The organism is Novipirellula methanifontis (assembly GCF_052161655.1).
Lineage (GTDB): Bacteria > Planctomycetota > Planctomycetia > Pirellulales > Pirellulaceae > Novipirellula.
In genome coordinates, this window is sequence record NZ_CP197418.1 from 603,484 (window position 1) to 621,813 (window position 18,330).

General features: G+C 55.0%; 10 protein-coding genes. 7 read left to right on the top strand and 3 right to left on the bottom strand.

Translation table 11 applies throughout. From position 1 onward, the window contains the following. Nucleotides 1-133: 133 nt before the first annotated feature. Entirely contained in the window at nt 134-985 is an 852-nt protein-coding gene (locus tag SH528x_RS02145) for an RluA family pseudouridine synthase (protein WP_442508891.1), read from the top strand. Nucleotides 986-1,323: 338 nt separating this feature from the next. Here SH528x_RS02145 and SH528x_RS02150 read toward each other — a convergent pair whose 3' ends face one another. The 3 genes from SH528x_RS02150 to SH528x_RS02160 form a co-directional block, all read right to left on the bottom strand. Next, nucleotides 1,324-2,637, bottom strand: a complete 1,314-nt coding sequence (locus SH528x_RS02150; protein ID WP_442508892.1) for an outer membrane protein assembly factor BamB family protein — start codon at nt 2,635-2,637, stop codon at nt 1,324-1,326. Between the two features lie 45 nt (nt 2,638-2,682). After that, nucleotides 2,683-3,126 (bottom strand): hypothetical protein, encoded by a 444-nt coding sequence (locus tag SH528x_RS02155; protein WP_442508893.1) that lies wholly within the window; start codon nt 3,124-3,126, stop codon nt 2,683-2,685. Nucleotides 3,127-3,649: 523 nt separating this feature from the next. Beyond that, on the bottom strand, nt 3,650-7,336 hold the full coding sequence (locus SH528x_RS02160) for a family 16 glycoside hydrolase (RefSeq protein ID WP_442508894.1): 3,687 nt from the start codon (nt 7,334-7,336) through the stop codon (nt 3,650-3,652). A gap of 449 nt (nt 7,337-7,785) precedes the next feature. On the opposite strand from SH528x_RS02160, the gene SH528x_RS02165 reads away from it, so the two are divergent. The 6 genes from SH528x_RS02165 (at nt 7,786) to SH528x_RS02190 (ending at nt 17,656) form a co-directional block, all read left to right on the top strand. Beyond that, the gene (locus tag SH528x_RS02165) at nt 7,786-11,118 is read left to right on the top strand and encodes a PSD1 and planctomycete cytochrome C domain-containing protein (protein WP_442508895.1); all 3,333 of its coding nucleotides are present in this window, start codon (nt 7,786-7,788) and stop codon (nt 11,116-11,118) included. 41 nt (nt 11,119-11,159) lie between these two features. Next, entirely contained in the window at nt 11,160-12,569 is a 1,410-nt protein-coding gene (locus tag SH528x_RS02170) for a DUF1501 domain-containing protein (protein ID WP_442508896.1), read from the top strand. A gap of 437 nt (nt 12,570-13,006) precedes the next feature. Then, nucleotides 13,007-13,501, top strand: coding sequence for a hypothetical protein (locus SH528x_RS02175; RefSeq protein ID WP_442508897.1), 495 nt, complete (start codon nt 13,007-13,009; stop codon nt 13,499-13,501). 190 nt (nt 13,502-13,691) lie between these two features. Next, nucleotides 13,692-14,075 carry a TMEM14 family protein gene (locus tag SH528x_RS02180; protein WP_442508898.1) on the top strand — a complete coding sequence of 128 codons (384 nt, stop codon included), beginning with the start codon at nt 13,692-13,694 and terminating at the stop codon, nt 14,073-14,075. 153 nt (nt 14,076-14,228) lie between these two features. Beyond that, nucleotides 14,229-15,641, top strand: coding sequence for a hypothetical protein (locus tag SH528x_RS02185; protein ID WP_442512067.1), 1,413 nt, complete (start codon nt 14,229-14,231; stop codon nt 15,639-15,641). Between the two features lie 680 nt (nt 15,642-16,321). Beyond that, nucleotides 16,322-17,656 (top strand): YobI family P-loop NTPase, encoded by a 1,335-nt coding sequence (locus SH528x_RS02190; RefSeq protein WP_442508899.1) that lies wholly within the window; start codon nt 16,322-16,324, stop codon nt 17,654-17,656. The last annotated feature ends 674 nt before the right edge of the window (nt 17,657-18,330 follow it).

Genomic DNA, 18,330 nt, shown 5'->3' on the forward strand with positions numbered 1-18,330 from the left:
TAAAAACACAATAGGTCATGTGCCGGGGCGTCCTGCAGCATCCGCTCGCTTGGGGCGTTCCTTTGTCTCCACTGAATCTGCTCCTATCTAATTTTGATTTGCAAATTCGTTCTGTTCGCTCCAAAAGTAAACTATGGCTATACGAAGGTTGCCCAGTCCACAGCAGTCAACCGGTTTGCTTGTCTATCTCATTGAGACGCTCAGCGACACCAAGCGAACGCGAGTCAAAGAGATCTTGCGTAGTGGGTTGGTTCACGTCAACGGAGCATCCTCCACTCAGCACGACATCCAAATCGGACCGCACGATGCCGTCGAGATTCGCTCCGAACGGGCTGTCGTCCAACGCTCGCTGCCCTTCGACGTGCTCTTCGAAGACGGGAGCCTTTTTGTAATCAACAAACCAAACGGACTGCTCACGGTCGGTAACAAGCACGAAAAGAATCGCACCGTCGAATCGATCGTTAACCAAGCCCTCGCCTCGCAACGGCAGCGCTGTTACATCGTCCAGCGACTCGATCTCTATACCTCCGGTGTCTTGTTGCTCGCCAAAACCGAACCCGCTCAAAAGAAGATCAAGGACAATTGGGGCAAGTCGGACAAGTTTTACCATGCGATTGTCGAAGGCGCTCCCAATCCGACGCAAGCGACCCTCACCCACTTTCTCAGCGAAGACGAACGACTGCTCGTGCACGCCTCGAGAACACCCGACCGCGGCGCGATCAAAGCGACTCTTTCCTACGAAACACTAAAATGCCAAGACGCTCACACGCTCATTCGCGTCAAACTGAAGACCGGTAAAAAAAACCAAATACGCGCGCAAATGTCAGCCATCGGCCACCCCATCGCAGGCGACGCCAAATACGGAGCCACCACCAACCCGATCGACCGCCTCTGCCTGCACGCATCGAGCCTGACCCTGCTGCACCCGACAACCAACCAACGGGTCACCTTTACCGCCCCGCTCCCAAACGGGATGGATCTCTAAGCAATGAGCGGAAATAAGTGGGATAGGCTTCCAGCCTGTCGATGCTGAAATGACAGGCTGGAAGCCTATCCCACTTTAAGTTCCGACACTTATTTTCCGCCTGATCCTAAGCGGGGGACCGAGTCAACACTGATATTCCCTTGCTCACGCGTTTTGAAGTTGCGCTATTTGCTGTCGCGGAGCGACATATTTCGATAGCCTCGGACTTTAGTCCGAGGGATTTTCTTCAAAACTCTCGCGTCGGGTTAGGATGGTGATTGCTATGCGTCCCCGTGAATAACGAGGCCGCGAGCGCTGTCAGATCCGATCATGATGCCGGGTAAGTCAATTTGTCCTGCTCAACGTATGCAGATGACGGCGTTGCCGACTCGCAGTAGGAAGGCGTCTTCGGTAACGGCGACGCCGTACAATGTGGGCTTGCTAAACATTGCTGCAGCACGCTGTCGCTCTTCGGATGATTCTTCGGCTAACTTGGATTCCGCCGGCAACGTGCTGTCGTCCCAAGTTGTATTCTCGGCCAAGATTTTAAATTCGCGGCCGGCTGCGATGGCGGTGACTAGGCCGTCTTTACCAAACAAGTAGACACGATCTCCTACGCCGTAGGGAGTCGCCCAACTCGATTGCTTGATTCGCTCGGTATACACCTTTTCGCCGGTCGTGGCATCGAAGCAATAAATCACGCCAGAGCGGTTGATCCAGTACGCCAAGCCCTCATGTACTATCGGCGAGGCCCACGTCGGAGTCGCTCCGGTGGCCGTCCACTTTCGAGTTGCAGTCCACGTGTCGCCATCCCGAGTGATTTGCATCAAACCATTGGAATCCGCTGCGGATCCCGCGTTCTCGCCGTTGCGACCTGGCGAGGCGCCGATCAAAAAACGTCCGCCGCCAATATCAATCGGCGTGGTCGACGTGTTGCCACCGACGTCCTTGAATGACCACAGCAAAGTTCCTGTTTCGGGATCGTAGCCATCCACGGTCCCTGCCGAGCTGACGATTACTTGCGGTTTACCCTCCAGTTGGATGATTGCCGGCGAGCTCCAGCTGCGGCGTGGATCCCGCGACGCTTTCCATAGCGTTTTGCCGGTTTGTTTGTCGATTGCCAACAGGCTGCTCGGTCCATCGTGTTCCAACAAGACAAACAGCGTTGACTCGGTCTGGCACGGCGAGGCACCCAGCCCGAACTCGGCAACAAAGGGGCCTTCGTCCTTCACCAGCGTTCGTGTCCACAACTCTTTGCCCGCGTGGTCGTATGCGACACAGTCGCCGCTTTCAAAGAACGCAATCACGCGATGTTCATCAACCACGGGCGTGGGGGCTGCGCGGCTGACGTAGTAGCTGTTCTTTTCCGGTGCCGAATTGGTGATTTGATTGTGCCACAACTCGCTTCCATCGGCGGTGTCGAAACAGATGACGTGGAAGGTGTCTTTCTCGGGGCCTTCGACGCTGGTCACAAACGCACGGTTGCCCCAAACCACAGGGCTCGATTGGCCGTGACCAGGAACCGATTTGATCCAGGCAATATTCTCGATTGGCGACCAGGTCAGAGGCAATGTGCTCGCGTCACGTGGCCCCGCACCGGCACCTAGAAACGCAGGCCAAGCGTCTGGTGTGCTCGCGGCAAGTCCAATCCAAATCGCAAGAAAGTAAACCATGGTGAATTTGTTTCAGGAAGGAGAATTCGAATTTGGAAACGGACGTCACTCGGCTTCGTCGGTCGGAGCATACTCGACGTCGATCACAATGTTGTTGATGGTTGGCTCAACCTCGACAACGATTCCCGAGCTACGAAAATCGCGATATTTTTGATGCAAAATCGATTTGGGCAGAAGTCCCGGTCGCTCAACGCCAGTACCAATAACGGGGTCCGCGATCACGACGACGCGGTGGCTGCCCGCGACCGCTCCATCATCGATTTGATAGGTGCCAAGAAAGAAGCTTCCGTCCGGCGCAATCTCACCCGTCGCCGTGATCGGATTCTTAACTCCCGAAATCTCAAACTCGATCGTTCCCTCGCGAAGCAATTTGCCATCGGGAAAGCGGACGACGCCACTGACCGGATAGGTGGTGGTTTCCCCCGACGAGCAACCTAGAAGCGAGATAGCCATTAGCGGTAGCAGGGTATGAAGCGCACGCAACATCATCGTTTGATTCCATGACTCTTTTGGGGAGTGGCACCGATCATCAATCAAACCGGTAATTCGGTTCAGTAACGCAAGGATCGAGGAGGTCGTCGCAGATTTGCAGCGTGTTGTCCATGGCAGCTTTGTCGGCGACGCGGCGCAACCCTGTCGTCACGCGATTCTAGCAATGTCGGCTGTCACGCGGTAAATCGCCGAAGGTGGGGGACAAATCTGCAGATCCTGGATCTGTTTCACCCAGTGGCAGCATTTTAATGCTGCTGGCTGGGATTGTAAGATCACAGCAATACCGAAGCTCATGTGGACTCCGCCATACGAGTTAAGCCGATCGTGGGCCGTGGGCTGTGAGGCACCGGATAATGCGTGGTCCCCGACCGCTCACGCGAGCCTCCGGCCTAAACCGGACGCTCTCTCACACGAGAGCGGATCATTAAATCAACTGCCCGCTTGCGTCGGCTCAGCTGAAAACGCTTAAGTCCAAACCATTCTGGGGCAACCGGAATGGCGTGGACTTTGTGAACCGCCGCTACTTCTGGTAGCGGCGGTCGTCCGAATTGCCGGCGGCCATTAGGTAGGCAATCAAATCGCGAATCTCTTCTTTGCTGAGTGTGTCCAACAAACCCTCGGGCATCTGTGACACCGTCGATGGCTCCATCGCCTCGATCTCGTCTTTCGAGACAATCACCGGTTTGTCGGTCGCTTTGACCGGATAGACCTCGATCTTGTCGCCCTTGTCCACCACGATTCCCGTCACAACTTGACCACTATCGACGAGTACATTGGTCGAACCGTATTGGTCCGAAATGTCTTTGCTGGGATGCACAATCGCTTCGACCACATACCGCTGGTCAAACTTGTTGGGGATGCTGGTCAAGTCAGGACCGACGCCGCCACCCAAACCGGCCAAGCGGTGACACTTGCCACACTCCGCCGCAAAGAACAAACTTCGGCCTCGCTCGAAATCCGGCTTGCCGCCGGTCGCGGCCAACGCTTCGTCAAGCTTCCATTTTTTTCCAGGCCCCTTGGGCGGACTGATCTCAAAGTCGGGCACGGGATTAAAGTCTTCGCCGGTAATGTCTTGCAGTGCCTCACGTTCTTCGTTGGAACAGGTTTGCAGCGCCTCGGTTCGCATGTTTTCCAAGAACCCTGGGTAGCTTGCGCCCCCAGACCCCTTCGCGGCGCGATTCAGGAATTCGAAATAGGCTCGTCGCTGGCTCAATGTCCAACCGGTTGCCAAATTCCGCAACTCGAACGCTAACGCAATCTCTTGTGACGGTGGCGGGTTCTCACGCATCTTATCAATGCTCGCTCCGTAGCCTCGGTTGCGACTCGCCAGCTCTTCCCAATCAGGAATCACCGGTTCGGATCCTTCGGTGATCAAGTTCATCGCCTTGCTGATCACAGTTGGCGAACGCAAATACACCAGGATCGTGACGAGTTCGCGATTCACGTCGGAGGATTGATTCGGCAGCAATCCATCCAGTTCCGCGATGACTTGTTTTCGCTGCTCGTCGTTCGGTTTGCCCAAGCGGATGAAAGTCAACTCGTAGGCTCGCAATAAACCCAGCAACTGCATTTCCGATAGCTCGGCGGGCTGGATCGCCAACAAGCTGTCGAGTAGCGGTCCTTGGTGACTCGAATCGCCGAGTCTTGCGAGTGCCACAGCCGAGGTGATTTTGGCTTGCAAATTGGATTCACTCAGCACGCGATCCGCCCATTGGGCAACCGGTTGCGATTCGATCGCGACGCGTGCTGCGGCGCGAATGAAACGATCTTCGCTGGCCAGATAAGGCCAAGCGGTCTCGACTGCTTTGGCATCGACGTGACCGTGAAACGCTTCGAGCATCCGCCGCGTCTGGCGTGCTTTTGCAGCGGTGTCGCTCGCATCGGTTTCGGGAGCTGCCGTCGATTGGTCACCGACGTAACGCACGCGAAAGAAGGCTGAAGCAGCGCCGCGGCCGCCCACGGTAAAGTAAAAGTGTCCATCCGAACCGACGACCGCATCGGTCACGGGAAGCGGCGTGCCGTACACAAACGGCTCGCTTTCCCCAGTGTACCCCGCACCGTTGGGCGTCATGTGAATGGCGTAGATCGTTCCGAAGGTCCAATCCAGTGCATAGAGTGCTTCTTGGTACTTCGTTGGAAACGCGGCTCCGATTCCTGAGGCAACGCCGGTGGGCGAGCCGGGACCGATATCCACGACGGGTGGCAGGCTGTCTTCGAAATAAGGACGCCATTTCCCAGTGCCACTTCGCCAACCGTAGTCGCCACCGCTGACGACTTGGCAAATCCGAGTGGGGCGGTACCACGGCATTCCCATGTCCCATTCCATATCGGCATCAAAGGTGAACATGTCACCGAAACTATTCAGCGCGACGTCGTACTCGTTTCGGAATCCGATACATACCAACTCTTGCTTCTTCGTTTCAGGATCGAGTCGCGTGACCCAGCCGCCGGGAGCCAACAAGCCGCGGGCATGACCGCGAGCGTCCCACATCCGAGGCAACAAAAAGTCTTCGTCCCATGATTGAACTCGTTTGGACGCGACTTCGCCCATCGGGGCATGGTTCCCGCCGACCATGTAAATGCCTTTACCGTCTTCGGTCAAAATCAGGGCGTGGTTGCCATGCTCACCGCCTCCGGTTTTACTTGGGTAACGCTCGGCGGTGTCGAGTTTGCCGTCTTGGTCGCTATCGGTCACGCGATACAGATGGCCGCCGTTGCGGTGCACCCACAATGAATCAAACGCCCATAACAAACCTTGAGCCCCCGAGAGGACTTGGCCGCTTTCAGGATCTTTGACAACGATCGGTTCAATATTGATTTGTCCATCGACGAAGGTGATGTGAAACAAGCCCTTGTCGGCTTGGTCGCTCGCGAAGAAGCCGCCGTTTGCATCGGTGGTCAAGCAAACCCAACTTCCTTCGGATTTTGGGACCTCGTACAATCGCTCGATCACGAAACCAGGCTGTGTGATGATGTGACGCGGGTTCAGCGGATCGTTGTTGCCGCCCGCTGCATTGCTATAGTTCGGAACGTTCCAAGGGCCGACGCCCAATTTGCCAGCAACGTGCAGTGTCCCGCTCGTCCACGCCGATGGGGTCGTTGCCGCGGTTTGCCAGCCTTCGCTGACACTATCGGCGATCATCCACGACTTGTCCGAAATGATCGTCGTCTTTTTATTGCCTTCCAGCTCCGCGGTCATTTTTAGCACCAATGCCGCAGTCCCATCGTCGTTCTGTCCCTCGATCGCGATCAAGTTTTCGCCGACCTTTAAATGTTTTGCGACATCGGCTTCGATAGGCTCCTGCCAGGCATCACTTTGACCCACCAGTTGCCCGTTGATCCAAACTTTCGCATGGTTATCGCCAGTGGTGTATAGGTGAGCCGATCTCGCGGCCGCATCAAGCGAGAAGGACTTCCGAAAGAATAGCTTTTGATTCTTCGTCGGTTGTTTGCTCCAAATCCACTGGGCTTCGGGTGCACTCGTCAGCCACTTCTTCTTCGCGTCGGGTGATTGTGCATTGCCTGCCGCGTCATCTTTGCTCGGTGTCGTAGCGGGTTCCGAGATTTTGCGAACAAGTTGCTGACCTGATTGGGCATCAAGGTTTCGTAGCAACAGGTTGCGGAACTCAACTTTCATCGCGGGGCCAGCGTGCAGTTGCAATCCGAGCACGCCTTTCCGCATTGCTTTGGGGTGATCGTCGGTCACGTCGACCGTGGTCAAACCATTCACTTGATGGATGATGCGGTTGCCGACGGCAACGATCCGCAAGTCGTTCCACTGGGTGTCGGTAAGCTGCTCACTACTCGGCAGTTGGGCAAGCACTTTCTTTTCGCCATCAGCCTGGATATGAATTCTTTGTCCTCGCGTCGCGATGATTCCGCGGTCGGCAAACTTTTCGCCGTACATCATGCCAAAGTAGTTTTGACTGGGATGCAGATCCGCCTGGTAGCCCGCCAGCACAAAGCCGTCCGCATCGACGATGTCGCTACGGTATTGGACGCCCGAGTTGTTGCCCTCGAAACGGACTTTACAGCGGAATTCGAAATCGGCGACTTCGCCGTCCTGCCACACCAAGAACGTGTTGCCTTTGGTAGGGTTATCCGCCGTCGTTTGGCCTACAATTGCGCCTTGTGAGACCGACCAGAATCCATCGACACCTTTCCAACCCGAAAGATCATTCCCGTTGAACAGGATTTGAAATTTCACTGTATCGGAATCGGTGTTTTCCGCGGGATTGGCCGCGAAAGAGGCTGTGACAGCAAGGAAAAGAGATAGCAAAGAGGGAAAAACGGAGCGCAGGGGCATCGAAATTCTGCTGGGATAGTGGAGGGAAAGGAAGCGGGAAGAACCGCCCGGGTAGGAGACACAGAGTGCGACGCACCAGTGTACACAGAGCGAGTCGCAAAGTCTATTTAGTGACAACACAGTCTGGGGGGCAATTGTCCACTATTGGTGGCAAAGGATCCGCCTGCTGCCGACCTGCATATGGACGGGCTCGATCGTCTATAGATCGTTTGCTGCGAAAAAAATCTACGGCATTACAACAAGTTCAGCCTGGAGGGGGGAACTAAAACTTAGCATTGCCGCCCCGCATCGGGTACATTCAGGGCCTGCTTGCTATTTGCCTGCCCCGCCTCTCGCCCCACCTACGAATCATGTTTCTCGTGAACCCCTCGAGACTTTTGCTTGGGAAATTGCGCCGCTCGGATGCAATCTGCTTATCCGGATTGGTAGCTCTGTCGGCATTGCTATTTGTTACCTCTGCGTGTGGTGATGAAAACACGGTAGCGATCACTGAACAAGAAGAACATTTTTTCGAACAACAAGTGCGACCGGTACTGCTCGAACGTTGCGGTCAATGTCACGGTGTAAAAAAGCAGCAGGGAGGTCTGCGAGTCGATTCGCTTCAATCGCTACTGACCGGTGGAGATAGTGACGCGGCCATCGTGCCAGGGGATGCCGCTGCCAGTTTGCTTGTTTCGGCGATCCGTCGTGAAGGCGGCTTGGAAATGCCGCCCAACAAAGAGCTGGCGGAACACGAAATACGCTCCATCGAGGCTTGGATTGACAGTGGTGCTCGGTGGCCTGCGGAGTCAATGCAGCCCGCCGAGCAAACGCCCCGCCACAGCGAGGATCACTGGGCGTTTCAAGCGGTTGAGCAGACAGCCATTCCTAACGTCCAAAACCTTGCCGACGCGGAATGGATTCAGACGCCGCTTGATGCGTTTATCGCGGCCCGACGGAACGAACAGGGCTTGCCGCCATCGCCGCCTGCGGATCGTCGCACGTTGATTCGCCGAGTGACGTACTCATTGACCGGTTTGCCACCGACGCCCGACGAGGTTGCTGCGTTCATTCACGATGACGATCCGCTGGCGTACGAGAAACTTGTGGAACGACTGCTGCAGTCGCCACACTATGCCGAACATTGGGGACGCCACTGGCTTGATGTCGCTCGCTATTCGGATACCAAAGGCTACGTGTATGCGCGTGAAGAACGATTTTGGACTCAGGCCTGGACGTATCGGGATTGGGTTGTCAAAGCGATTCGCGACGACATGCCTTACGATCGATTTCTGTTGCTGCAAATCGCAGCGGACCAAGTCGCCGATAGCCAACCGGAGGACTTGGCGGCGATGGGGCTACTGACATTGGGACGTCGCTTTCTGGGCGTGCGACGTGATGTGATTGATGATCGCATCGATGTCGTCACCCGTGGCACCATGGGTTTGACAGTCGCCTGCGCTCGCTGTCACAACCACAAATATGACTCGATTCCGACAGCCGACTACTATTCGCTATACGGTGTTTTCGACAGCTGTTACGAAAAACAAACCGTGCTGACGCACCATGCTGGTGACGAAGCGTTTCAAGCCGAATTAGCAAAGCGACAGCTGACGCTGCAGGAAACCATGCAGAAACTGGCCAGCGAATCTTCGCAACGGGCCCGTGAACGCATTGCGGATTACTTGTTCGCGCAAACCGAATTGCACAAATATCCGGCCAATGGGTTTGATCAAATTTTCCAGAAATCAGACCTGCTGCCAGCGTTCGTGCGGCAGTGGGAAGGCTATTTACGTGCTGTGAAACCGAACCGTGATTCTGTCTTTGCACTGTGGCATGCATACGCGGATCTCGAACCGGCCACGTTTGCCACCGAGGCTGAAGCAGTTACTCGACGTTGGCACGAGTCGTCCGTGAGGAGTAAAAACGTCAACTCAGAAATTGCCGCAGCCTTTTGTACTCCGCCGCTAACGTTCCGCGAAGTCTGTGATCGATACGGTGAAATGTTTGCCCAAATCGATCCGGACGTAGTGTCGGACGATGCCGATACCGAAGCCCTGCGGGCAGTATTGAATTCGCCGGTGTGCCGCGTTCCAGAGAGCCCGATCTCGCACTGTGAAACGTTCTTCGATAGTAGCAGTGTGACTACGCTGTGGAAGCTTCAAGGTTCTATCGACCGCTGGTTGATCAATGCCGCGGAACCGATTCCTGTGGCCGTGTCGCTCGTGGACCTGGCGACGCCGGTGGAACCACGAATCTTTCTGCGCGGCAATCCATTGAAGCTGGGCGATGATGTTCCGCGTCAGTTTCTGAGCGCGATCAGCAGGCCAACGCAGCAACCCTTCCAAATTGGCAGCGGACGATTGGAACTAGCCCAAGCCATCATCGATCCGCAAAATCCGCTAACCGCACGAGTGATGGTTAACCGCGTTTGGATGCATCATTTTGGTACCGGCTTAGTGTTGACACCCAGCGATTTTGGTGTGCGTGCTGACCCTCCCTCGCATCCGCAATTGCTCGATTGGCTGGCCGCTGAGTGGATACGGAAAGATTGGAGCCTCAAGGCACTGCATCGTTTGATCGTGTTATCGGCGACGTATCGACAAAGCTCGACGATGCCTGAAAACGCCGAACATCGACAACGTGTGACCCGAGTCGATCCAGAAAACCGCTTGCTCTCGCGTATGAATCTGCGGCGGGTTTCGTTTGAAGAACTTCGCGATTCGCTACTGCAAGCTTCCGGGGCGCTGGATCGAAGCGTCGGTGGCAAGCCTGTAGACATGTTTGCGGCTCCTTTTCCAAACCGTCGCAGCCTCTATGGACAAATCGATCGGCAGTACTTTCCGACAGCATTGCGGATGTTCGATTTTGCTAACCCGGACTTACACGTCCCCAAGCGAAACCAAACGACGGTTCCTCAACAAGCACTGTTCTTCATGAATCATCCGTTGGTGCTCCAGCGTGCTCGAGCGCTTGCGAATCTTGTGCGAGATGAACCGCAGCAGCAAGCGATCACTCGAATGTTCGATCTTGCCTACCAGCGACCGCCTAGTGAAATTGAAATGGCCGACGCTATGTCGTTGTTAGCACATCCGATTTCCAAAGAGACGATTAAAACCGAAACTGGAGAACTCGAGTGGAGTTATGGTTACGGGCACTACGATTCCGAAGCAAAGCGGCTTGAGGGATTCACGCAGTTACCACATTTTACTGGCCAGGCCTGGCAGGGCGGTCCCTCTTTTCCAGATGCCAAACTTGGCTGGGTTCAGCTCACCGCGACCGGAGGCCATCCGGGAAACGATGTTCAGCATGCCGCGGTTCGTCGGTGGACAGCCCCACGTGCGATGACGGTTTCGATTCGCTCCAAAGTGACCCACCAAGCAACCCCAGGTGATGGAATTCGCGCCAGTATATTCAGCTCGTCTGGCGGACTGCTGACATCGACCGGCCTCCACAAGGACATTGCTGATATGAATGTCGACACGCTGGCGGTGCAACCAGGCGAAACAATCGATTTCATCGTGGATATCAACAAGGTGCTCAATAACGACCAGTACCTCTGGGAGATCACGCTCGAATCTTCGCGAGGCGAAAGTTGGAATGCCACCTCCGATTTCCCGAGAGACACCCTTGTACAGCTCGACGAACTCGAGCAGCTAGCTCAGGTATTGTTATGTACCAACGAATTCTTGTTTGTGGATTAACCTGAGGACGAACACGCACTTTATTGAGACTGGAATTGGTGATGACAAACCCGAATATTAACCGCCGTGATTTGCTGTCGCGATCCGCACTTGGCCTGGGCTCACTGGCGCTGGCGGGCGTGCTGGGTGACGACCATTTGTTGGCATCCGAAACAGGCACGCCGGGGTCGCTGGCTGCGCGATCGCCTCATTTTCCTGGTCGCGCAAAGCGTGTCATTCACTTTTTTCTCAATGGAGGGCCGTCGCATGTCGACACATTTGACCCGAAACCAGCGTTGGCGAAATACGCCGGCCAACCGCTCGCTAACACGCTGACGACCGAACGCAAAACCGGTGCCGCGTTTCCATCCCCCTTTACGTTTAAACGATATGGAGAATCGGGAATCGAAGTGAGCGAGCTGTTCTCACGAACGGCACAACACATTGATGATATCGCCGTCATTCGCTCGATGTACGCCCAGGTCCCCAATCATGAACCGTCGCTGATGCTGATGAATTGTGGCGACTCCGTTCAAACACGACCCAGTATGGGATCGTGGCTGATGTATGGTCTGGGGACCGAAAACCAGAACCTACCCGGATTCATTTCCATGTGCCCCGGAGGTTTACCCATCAAAGACGACGAGAACTGGCAATCCGCGTTTCTGCCGGGCGCGTTTCAGGGCACCTACATCGATTCACAGCATCGTGAGTTTCGTAAGCTCATTGAGAATATTGAACATCCTCAGGTGTCAAATGATGTCCAGCGACGGCAATTAGATCTACTTCGCCGCTGGAACCACCAACACCTTCAGCCCCGCCATGACGCTCAATTGCAAGCCAGGATTCAGTCGTATGAGCTGGCGTTTCGCATGCAGCGGGATGCCAGGGAAGCGTTTGAGCTTACCGACGAACCACAGCATATTTTGGATCTTTATGGCTCCGGCGTACACGGTCGTCAAACTTTGATCGCGCGGCGATTGCTCGAACGCGGAGTGCGATATGTGCAGTTGTGGCACGGCGCTGGGCAACCGTGGGACAACCACGAAAAGATTGAAGACAACCATCGCAAACTGGCTGGCGAGTTGGACCAGCCGATTGCTGCACTGCTTACCGACTTAAAGCAGCGAGGCATGTTGGACGACACGCTAGTGTTGTGGGGCGGCGAATTTGGACGCACGCCGACTGTGGAACTGGGGTCCGGCGGCGCCTCGCTGCTAGGTCGTGACCACAATCACTGGGGATTCAGCGTCTGGATGGCGGGCGGTGGAATCAAAGGAGGAACGGTCTACGGAGCAACGGACGAATTTGGCTTCCGAGCGGAACAGAATCGCACCAGTGTGCATGATTTACATGCCACGATGCTCCATTGCTTGGGGCTCGATCACGAGCGTTTGACCTATCGTTACGCCGGCCGTGATTTTCGCTTGACCGATGTTCATGGCAACGTGATTCACGATATTTTGGCATGACCATCACAACCCGAAGCGTCAGTTTTGAAGTTGCGATTTTCAGCCACGCCAGTGGCGGCAGCATGTAGCCTGGGGCGAAAGCCCCAGGAAAACTGATTTAGTTAGCCGTTTTGGCGCTAGCCACGGTTTCGTCACCATCCCAACCGGGGCTAGCGGCTTGTTGATTTAGTGAGCCGCTTGCGCGTGAGCGGGCGGGTTCCATGCATTACCCGGTGCCTTACGGCCCACGGCTCACCGCTGCGATTTGCATTTTGATTAAATCAATAAGCCGCTAACGCCCAAACGGCTAACATAAGAGCGGTGATGTCTACTTCAAAACTTACACTTCGGGTTATGAAGCAACGCGACTTTCAGCCGACGTGGCGCTGTCCAGCTAAAAAGTCGCCTCCCTTGATGGGGGCTCAGCATCTTTGCACATTTTTACAACGGGGAATCCATTGAAGCCGCTGAACTCGAATGACATCGGGCCGGTACTCTGGTCCACGCCCGTCGCGGCCGCCAAATGGGCCACTGGAATAGTCGGCATGGTGATGTTGGCGATTGGGATCTGGTGTGCCTGGGATCTGGAAACTAGCGGCACCATCTACGTTCGTAACGTAGGACGTCTGTCCGCTGGCAACTTTGTCTGGGGATACCGTTTCGTGGTCGCGGTGTTGCTCGCGATGGCTGCCGTCCTGACCTCGGCCTGGTACTGGTTCCCAAAAGTCACCGTCGGTGAGTACGGATTGAGACTATCCGATGGACGAATCGTGCGGTGGTCCAGTGATCTTCGTTGCGAGCAAGTCTATCCGGGGAAATGGGCATTCCTGCAAGCCGATGAGCGTGTCGAAATGATCGTCTACGACGCACTGAGCATCAAGCGAATGAAGGCAGAGCTTGAGAGAAGAGGTGTCGCCGGTGAGGCCACGTCCATTTCGGGGCCTGCTTCGTGAAGCTTCGACACGGAAATCCTCGCCGGGATGTTGGATGGCACCAATCGGAGGTTACCCAATTGCAGGCTCCCGTGGTACGGATGCAGCTTTGAGTCCAGCGCCGGACTCGTACGAAATACTCGGAGGTGCCACTGGTGGCTGGCACCTTGGGGGCGACCCATTACAATTCGGTGAAAGGCAGCTTGCGTGGATGGATCTGTATTCGAATCCGCTGAATCATTTCTGCCAGAACTTGGCAATTGAAATTAAAGAGACTTGTGTGGACTTTCCGGTAATCGTGACAGCAATCTATGGAGTTTTTGTCGTCTTTGGAGGAGTCATGGGCTATGTCAAAGCTCAAAGCAAGGCTTCTTTGATCGCAGGCAGCATCACAGGCGGCCTCCTTCTGCTCTCGGCGTTTCTGATCGCCAGAGGCATCACAGCAGGAGCAATTCTAGGGATCGTTGTTTCGCTACTGCTGATTGGCCAGTTTGGCCCCTCGTTGCTGAAGAAGGTCAAGATAATGCCAAACCTGCTAGTGGTCGTGCTGGGACTGATCACCGTCGGCACACTCGTTTTCAGTTTTTTCAAATAGGTTCCCGGAATCAAAGCGGACGGGGGGCGTAGTTGGTTCAATGCGTCCATCGGTGCACGATAGAATAAGGCAGTACGGCGAGCCGTGTGGTGCCCGCTATGAGCATGCAAATGGCAACCGGGAGTGTCCGAAGTGAACCAGCACCGTGCATTTATGATCCAGGACCGGCGAGAGTTTCTTCGCGCGTCTGCCTGGGGCGCCGCCGCGACGGCAGTTACTGGCATGGGGATGTCCCGTTTAGTTTCGGCCAAAACGCCTGAGCTCACGGCGCCCGCTCCGCTGCCGACCCGGCCAGCAAGCATCCAAGTGCTGATGCCGCGAGATCGAGTGCCGCTGTCGTTCATCATTGATGATTCGACGTGCTTGGTGAACATGGGACACTTTTGCACTCCGCAGTTCGCGACCGCCTTGCCAAACCGCAGCGAGTATCAAAAACCGTGGAGATCATGGCCGCGTGAGATCCCCGATAGCTTTGTCCGCCAGTTTGGTGAATGGTGTGCCGGCCAGGGCGTGAAAGGCAAGTACAGCATCGTTCCCAATCCTGCCTGCGTCGGCTGGCTTGACCGGGAATTGCCCGGTTGGTCGCGATCCGATTTGCAGTCCAGCTTAAAACTTGTCCGCGAATTGATGCTCCCCAACTGGGACATTCATCCCGAGATGATCACTCACACTCGCGTGATCGATCTGAAGACCGGCCGACCGATGGAGAAGATCAGCGCGGCAACGATGGAGAATTCGTATCCCCAGGAAAAGAAGAGCGTTGATGAATTGGCAGCCTATCTGGCCTACGCACTTCGCCTTGTGAAGAACTGTGATCTCCCCTGCGAAGGAATCACCACTCCCGGTGGCTTTGGTAACTCGATGAAAGACGAACTGCCGATCGCAGTCGACCAGGCGGTTCGCGACGTCTACGGTATCGATCTGCCGCACTATTTCAAATACGTCATCTCTGGCGACCAGAGTACGGAGCCCAAACTCGAACATTTGCGAGGCGTGGGGACCGACGACGTGCGGTTAACGGTGAACGTGCCGGCGGGAACAGGCGATTGGTTTGGCGGTTGGCAAGGCGAATCCCTCTCTGAACCGGATCGCTATTGCAATGCCACGGCGACCAGCGGCCGAATGGTCGAACTGATCGAGCGGCGGCAACCGGCGGTCATGATTTGTCACTGGCCGGGGATGTACAGCAACGGCAGCGAAGAAGGATTCAGTTCCTTCAAACGAGTCGTTGGGTCGTTGGCGTCACGCTTCGCCGACGACACGATTTGGATGAAGGTCAGCGAGATTGCCCGTTACTGGGCCGCCAAACAGCTGACCGAGATTCGCCGCGTGGGCAACCGGTTGACGCTCACCGCACCCTTTGCTGCGGAACGATTCACGTTGCAGGTTGAAGGCGGCGCGGGACCTGTGAGTATCCAGCAAGGAAACGATCGCACGATACTGCATGAGGCGACCCATCGATCGACTTTGGATGCAGGGACATGGATCGCCAATGAGCAAAAGCTTATCGCCTGTTTCGACTTGCCAAAGGGAACGAGCGAGCTCGTACTGGGAGCGACTTCCTAGGGCTTTGTCAGTCTTTGATTTTGGGGTAGTGGATCTTGCTAAAGATCCTCCCAGATCCAAGAAATAGGGAGCTTTAGCAAGCTCCACTACAATAAAAAAACGAAGATTCAGACAAGACGAAGCACGAGGGTGCGCTTCGCCTGCCGACCGTGAACACCCCTCCGACGAAGCGGGGTCTACGGAAGAACGGTTCGCCTATTCTTCCCAGACGGGTTTTGCCAGCACGAACAAACCCTCCTTTGTGGATGACTAGTCGGCGACGTCGTAACCGGAGGCAATGCTTCACAGCAGCCGGTGCCCGTCCACAGCTTCGGCACAGCCTTCGCATCAAAGCGTTCCGAAATTGATCGAGTGGCAGAGGCACGTGACGTCAAGAAACTCAGCAACCAGAATGGCTGACGTGCACAAAATTCGAGGCCCACCAAGCCGTTGTTTTTCGTCGAAAGCCAGATTACAGTGCATTCCCTTGTTTTTTACCGCTAATCGCCTCCCCGCCGTGGCATGGCAGTGGCGAACAGTCTGAAAATGTATTCATACGTGGGCAAGTGCAGTGGGAGAGGAAACCGTAAAACGATGTCGCGAGCTTCTGGCGGGACGATACGAGAAGTTAACAAGTTTGTTCAGTTTTTTTCGCCGACAAGAATGAAGCGGATCGTAAGGAAAACCAGATCGAAGCGCTCTTGCCTGGCGCAGACCCGGAAACCTACCAACGCTACGCTGGCGCTTTCAGCACGATCATCGAAGAAGACGTCACCTGCGTGGCTGTAACTGGTCCCTACGGTGCGGGCAAGACGAGTCTCATCAATGCTTTCCGCGATCATTACCCGAGGCTGAAATTCATCCGAATTTCTCTGGCTACCTTCGAGGGCGACGACGAAAAGACGATCTCATCGGACAGAATTGAAAAAAGCATTCTTCAGCAGCTCATTTACAGCGCGGGAAGAAAGCAGCTGGAATATTCAAGGTTCAAGAAGATACGGAAGCCGATTTGGTTGCGGACAAAGGCGTTCTTTCTAAGTGTCTTTGCAATCTTGACAGGAGTGGCAATCAAGTATTGGGACAATCTCGAGAAATTCGTGGCTGAGGCGGATCGCTGGCAGGAGTTTGCTGTGGAAGGAACTGCCGGCTTGCTTTGGTTGGTCCTTTTTGTCGCTATCCTTCACGGAGTCTTAAAGGCGAGTGCAGGGCTCTCGATCAAAAAGCTTTCTCTCAAGAACGCCGAGATCGAAACGGAGGACAAATCCAAGGAGTCTGTTTTTAACAAACACTTGGACGAAATCGTCTACTTTTTCCAGGAAACGCCTTGCGACATCGTCATCATCGAGGATCTGGACCGATTCGGTAAAACCGAGATTTTCACGAAAATTCGCGAGATCAATCAGCTCATCAATGCCAATCCGGACGTGAAGTCGCACAAGAAGAAGCCGATCGTCTTCCTATTTGCGATCCGCGACGATCTGTTCAAGGGAAAGGATCGAACCAAGTTCTTCGACCTACTCATCCCCGTCATTCCGTTCGTCAGCGCAGGAAACGCTTACGACGTTCTCTATAACAAGCTGGAGAAGGCAGGACTCAGGGAGACGCTGCAAGACAAGTTTCTTCGTCAGGTCACGGTCTACGTAACGGACAACCGTCACTTGGTGAACATTGTGAATGAGTACTCCCTGTATCGCAGAACTCTTTCCGATTCCAATCTCGATCCGAACAAGCTGTTCGCGATCATCCTCTACAAGGTGTTTTTCCCGAGCGATTTCGGAAAACTTCACATGAATCAAGGAGTGCTTGCGAACCTCGTCGGAGAGCTTCAGGAAAGGAGGCGGAAGAAGCGGAAGGAACTTAGCCACGAGCTGAAACAGCTTAACGCGATGGAGAAGCAGGTCCGGGAAGGTCAAGTCCATTCTCGGGAATCCTTGGTTTGCGCGTATGACGACGGAAAAGGTACGCGGACTCTTTCTTACCTGTTCTTGATGTCGAGACTTGCCTTGCTCCGGTGGCCGACACCGGATAGCGTTTGAGTTGAAGAAGAAATACCCAATCACCTTACTGGACAATTGATCAGCTCCAATCCTACGACATGCAAGAAGTCACGTACGTTGTGGGTTGCCCGCGGCGATCCCAATCAATCTGCGGTTGCAGCAAACCACGCGTCAGCGACCTGGATGACTCGGCCCGCTTTCTTAGCGTCCGCCCTAACCTGAGCGCAAGGTCGACAAAGACGATCGGTTGCGACTTCCTTAGGCCTCGACCTTGAAATCGCCGTTTCCTCGGGCATGCTACCAAGTGATCCACGCTAAATCGATTGACTCACGGAGTGATCCAAGGTCGAATTCACTTGGATCACCCGGCGGTGCGGGCGTTCAAAAGTGAGTTACCCGATAAGGCGAACACTATGAAGCATTTTTCATAACCCGAATGCGTCAGCGAGGGACTCTTGAACCAGCGCCGGTCCCTCGCTTACGCGTTTTGAAGTTGCGAGTTTCGATGTTCTCCGGGCCAAAGGCCCAACAATTTGCCTAGCCTGGTCCAACGGGGCAGGTTTTCGATGCAAAGAAACCTAAGGGCCATCGGCCCGGTCATTTGCCAGCCGCCCTCAGTAGATCCGAGCAAACGAACGGGCCGTTGGTCCTAAAATTCATTGGTTTTCTTGGCCCCAGCCCGTTGGACTGGGCTAGGTAAACTTCCGGGGCTT

Coding starts and splice junctions, on each gene's coding strand:
- SH528x_RS02155 (WP_442508893.1), bottom strand. CDS start 3,126: ATGATGTTGCGTGCGCTTCATACCCTGCTACCGCTAATGGCTATCTCG.
- SH528x_RS02150 (WP_442508892.1), bottom strand. CDS start 2,637: ATGGTTTACTTTCTTGCGATTTGGATTGGACTTGCCGCGAGCACACCA.
- SH528x_RS02145 (WP_442508891.1), top strand. CDS start 134: ATGGCTATACGAAGGTTGCCCAGTCCACAGCAGTCAACCGGTTTGCTT.
- SH528x_RS02180 (WP_442508898.1), top strand. CDS start 13,692: ATGGATCTGTATTCGAATCCGCTGAATCATTTCTGCCAGAACTTGGCA.
- SH528x_RS02185 (WP_442512067.1), top strand. CDS start 14,229: ATGATCCAGGACCGGCGAGAGTTTCTTCGCGCGTCTGCCTGGGGCGCC.
- SH528x_RS02165 (WP_442508895.1), top strand. CDS start 7,786: ATGTTTCTCGTGAACCCCTCGAGACTTTTGCTTGGGAAATTGCGCCGC.
- SH528x_RS02170 (WP_442508896.1), top strand. CDS start 11,160: ATGACAAACCCGAATATTAACCGCCGTGATTTGCTGTCGCGATCCGCA.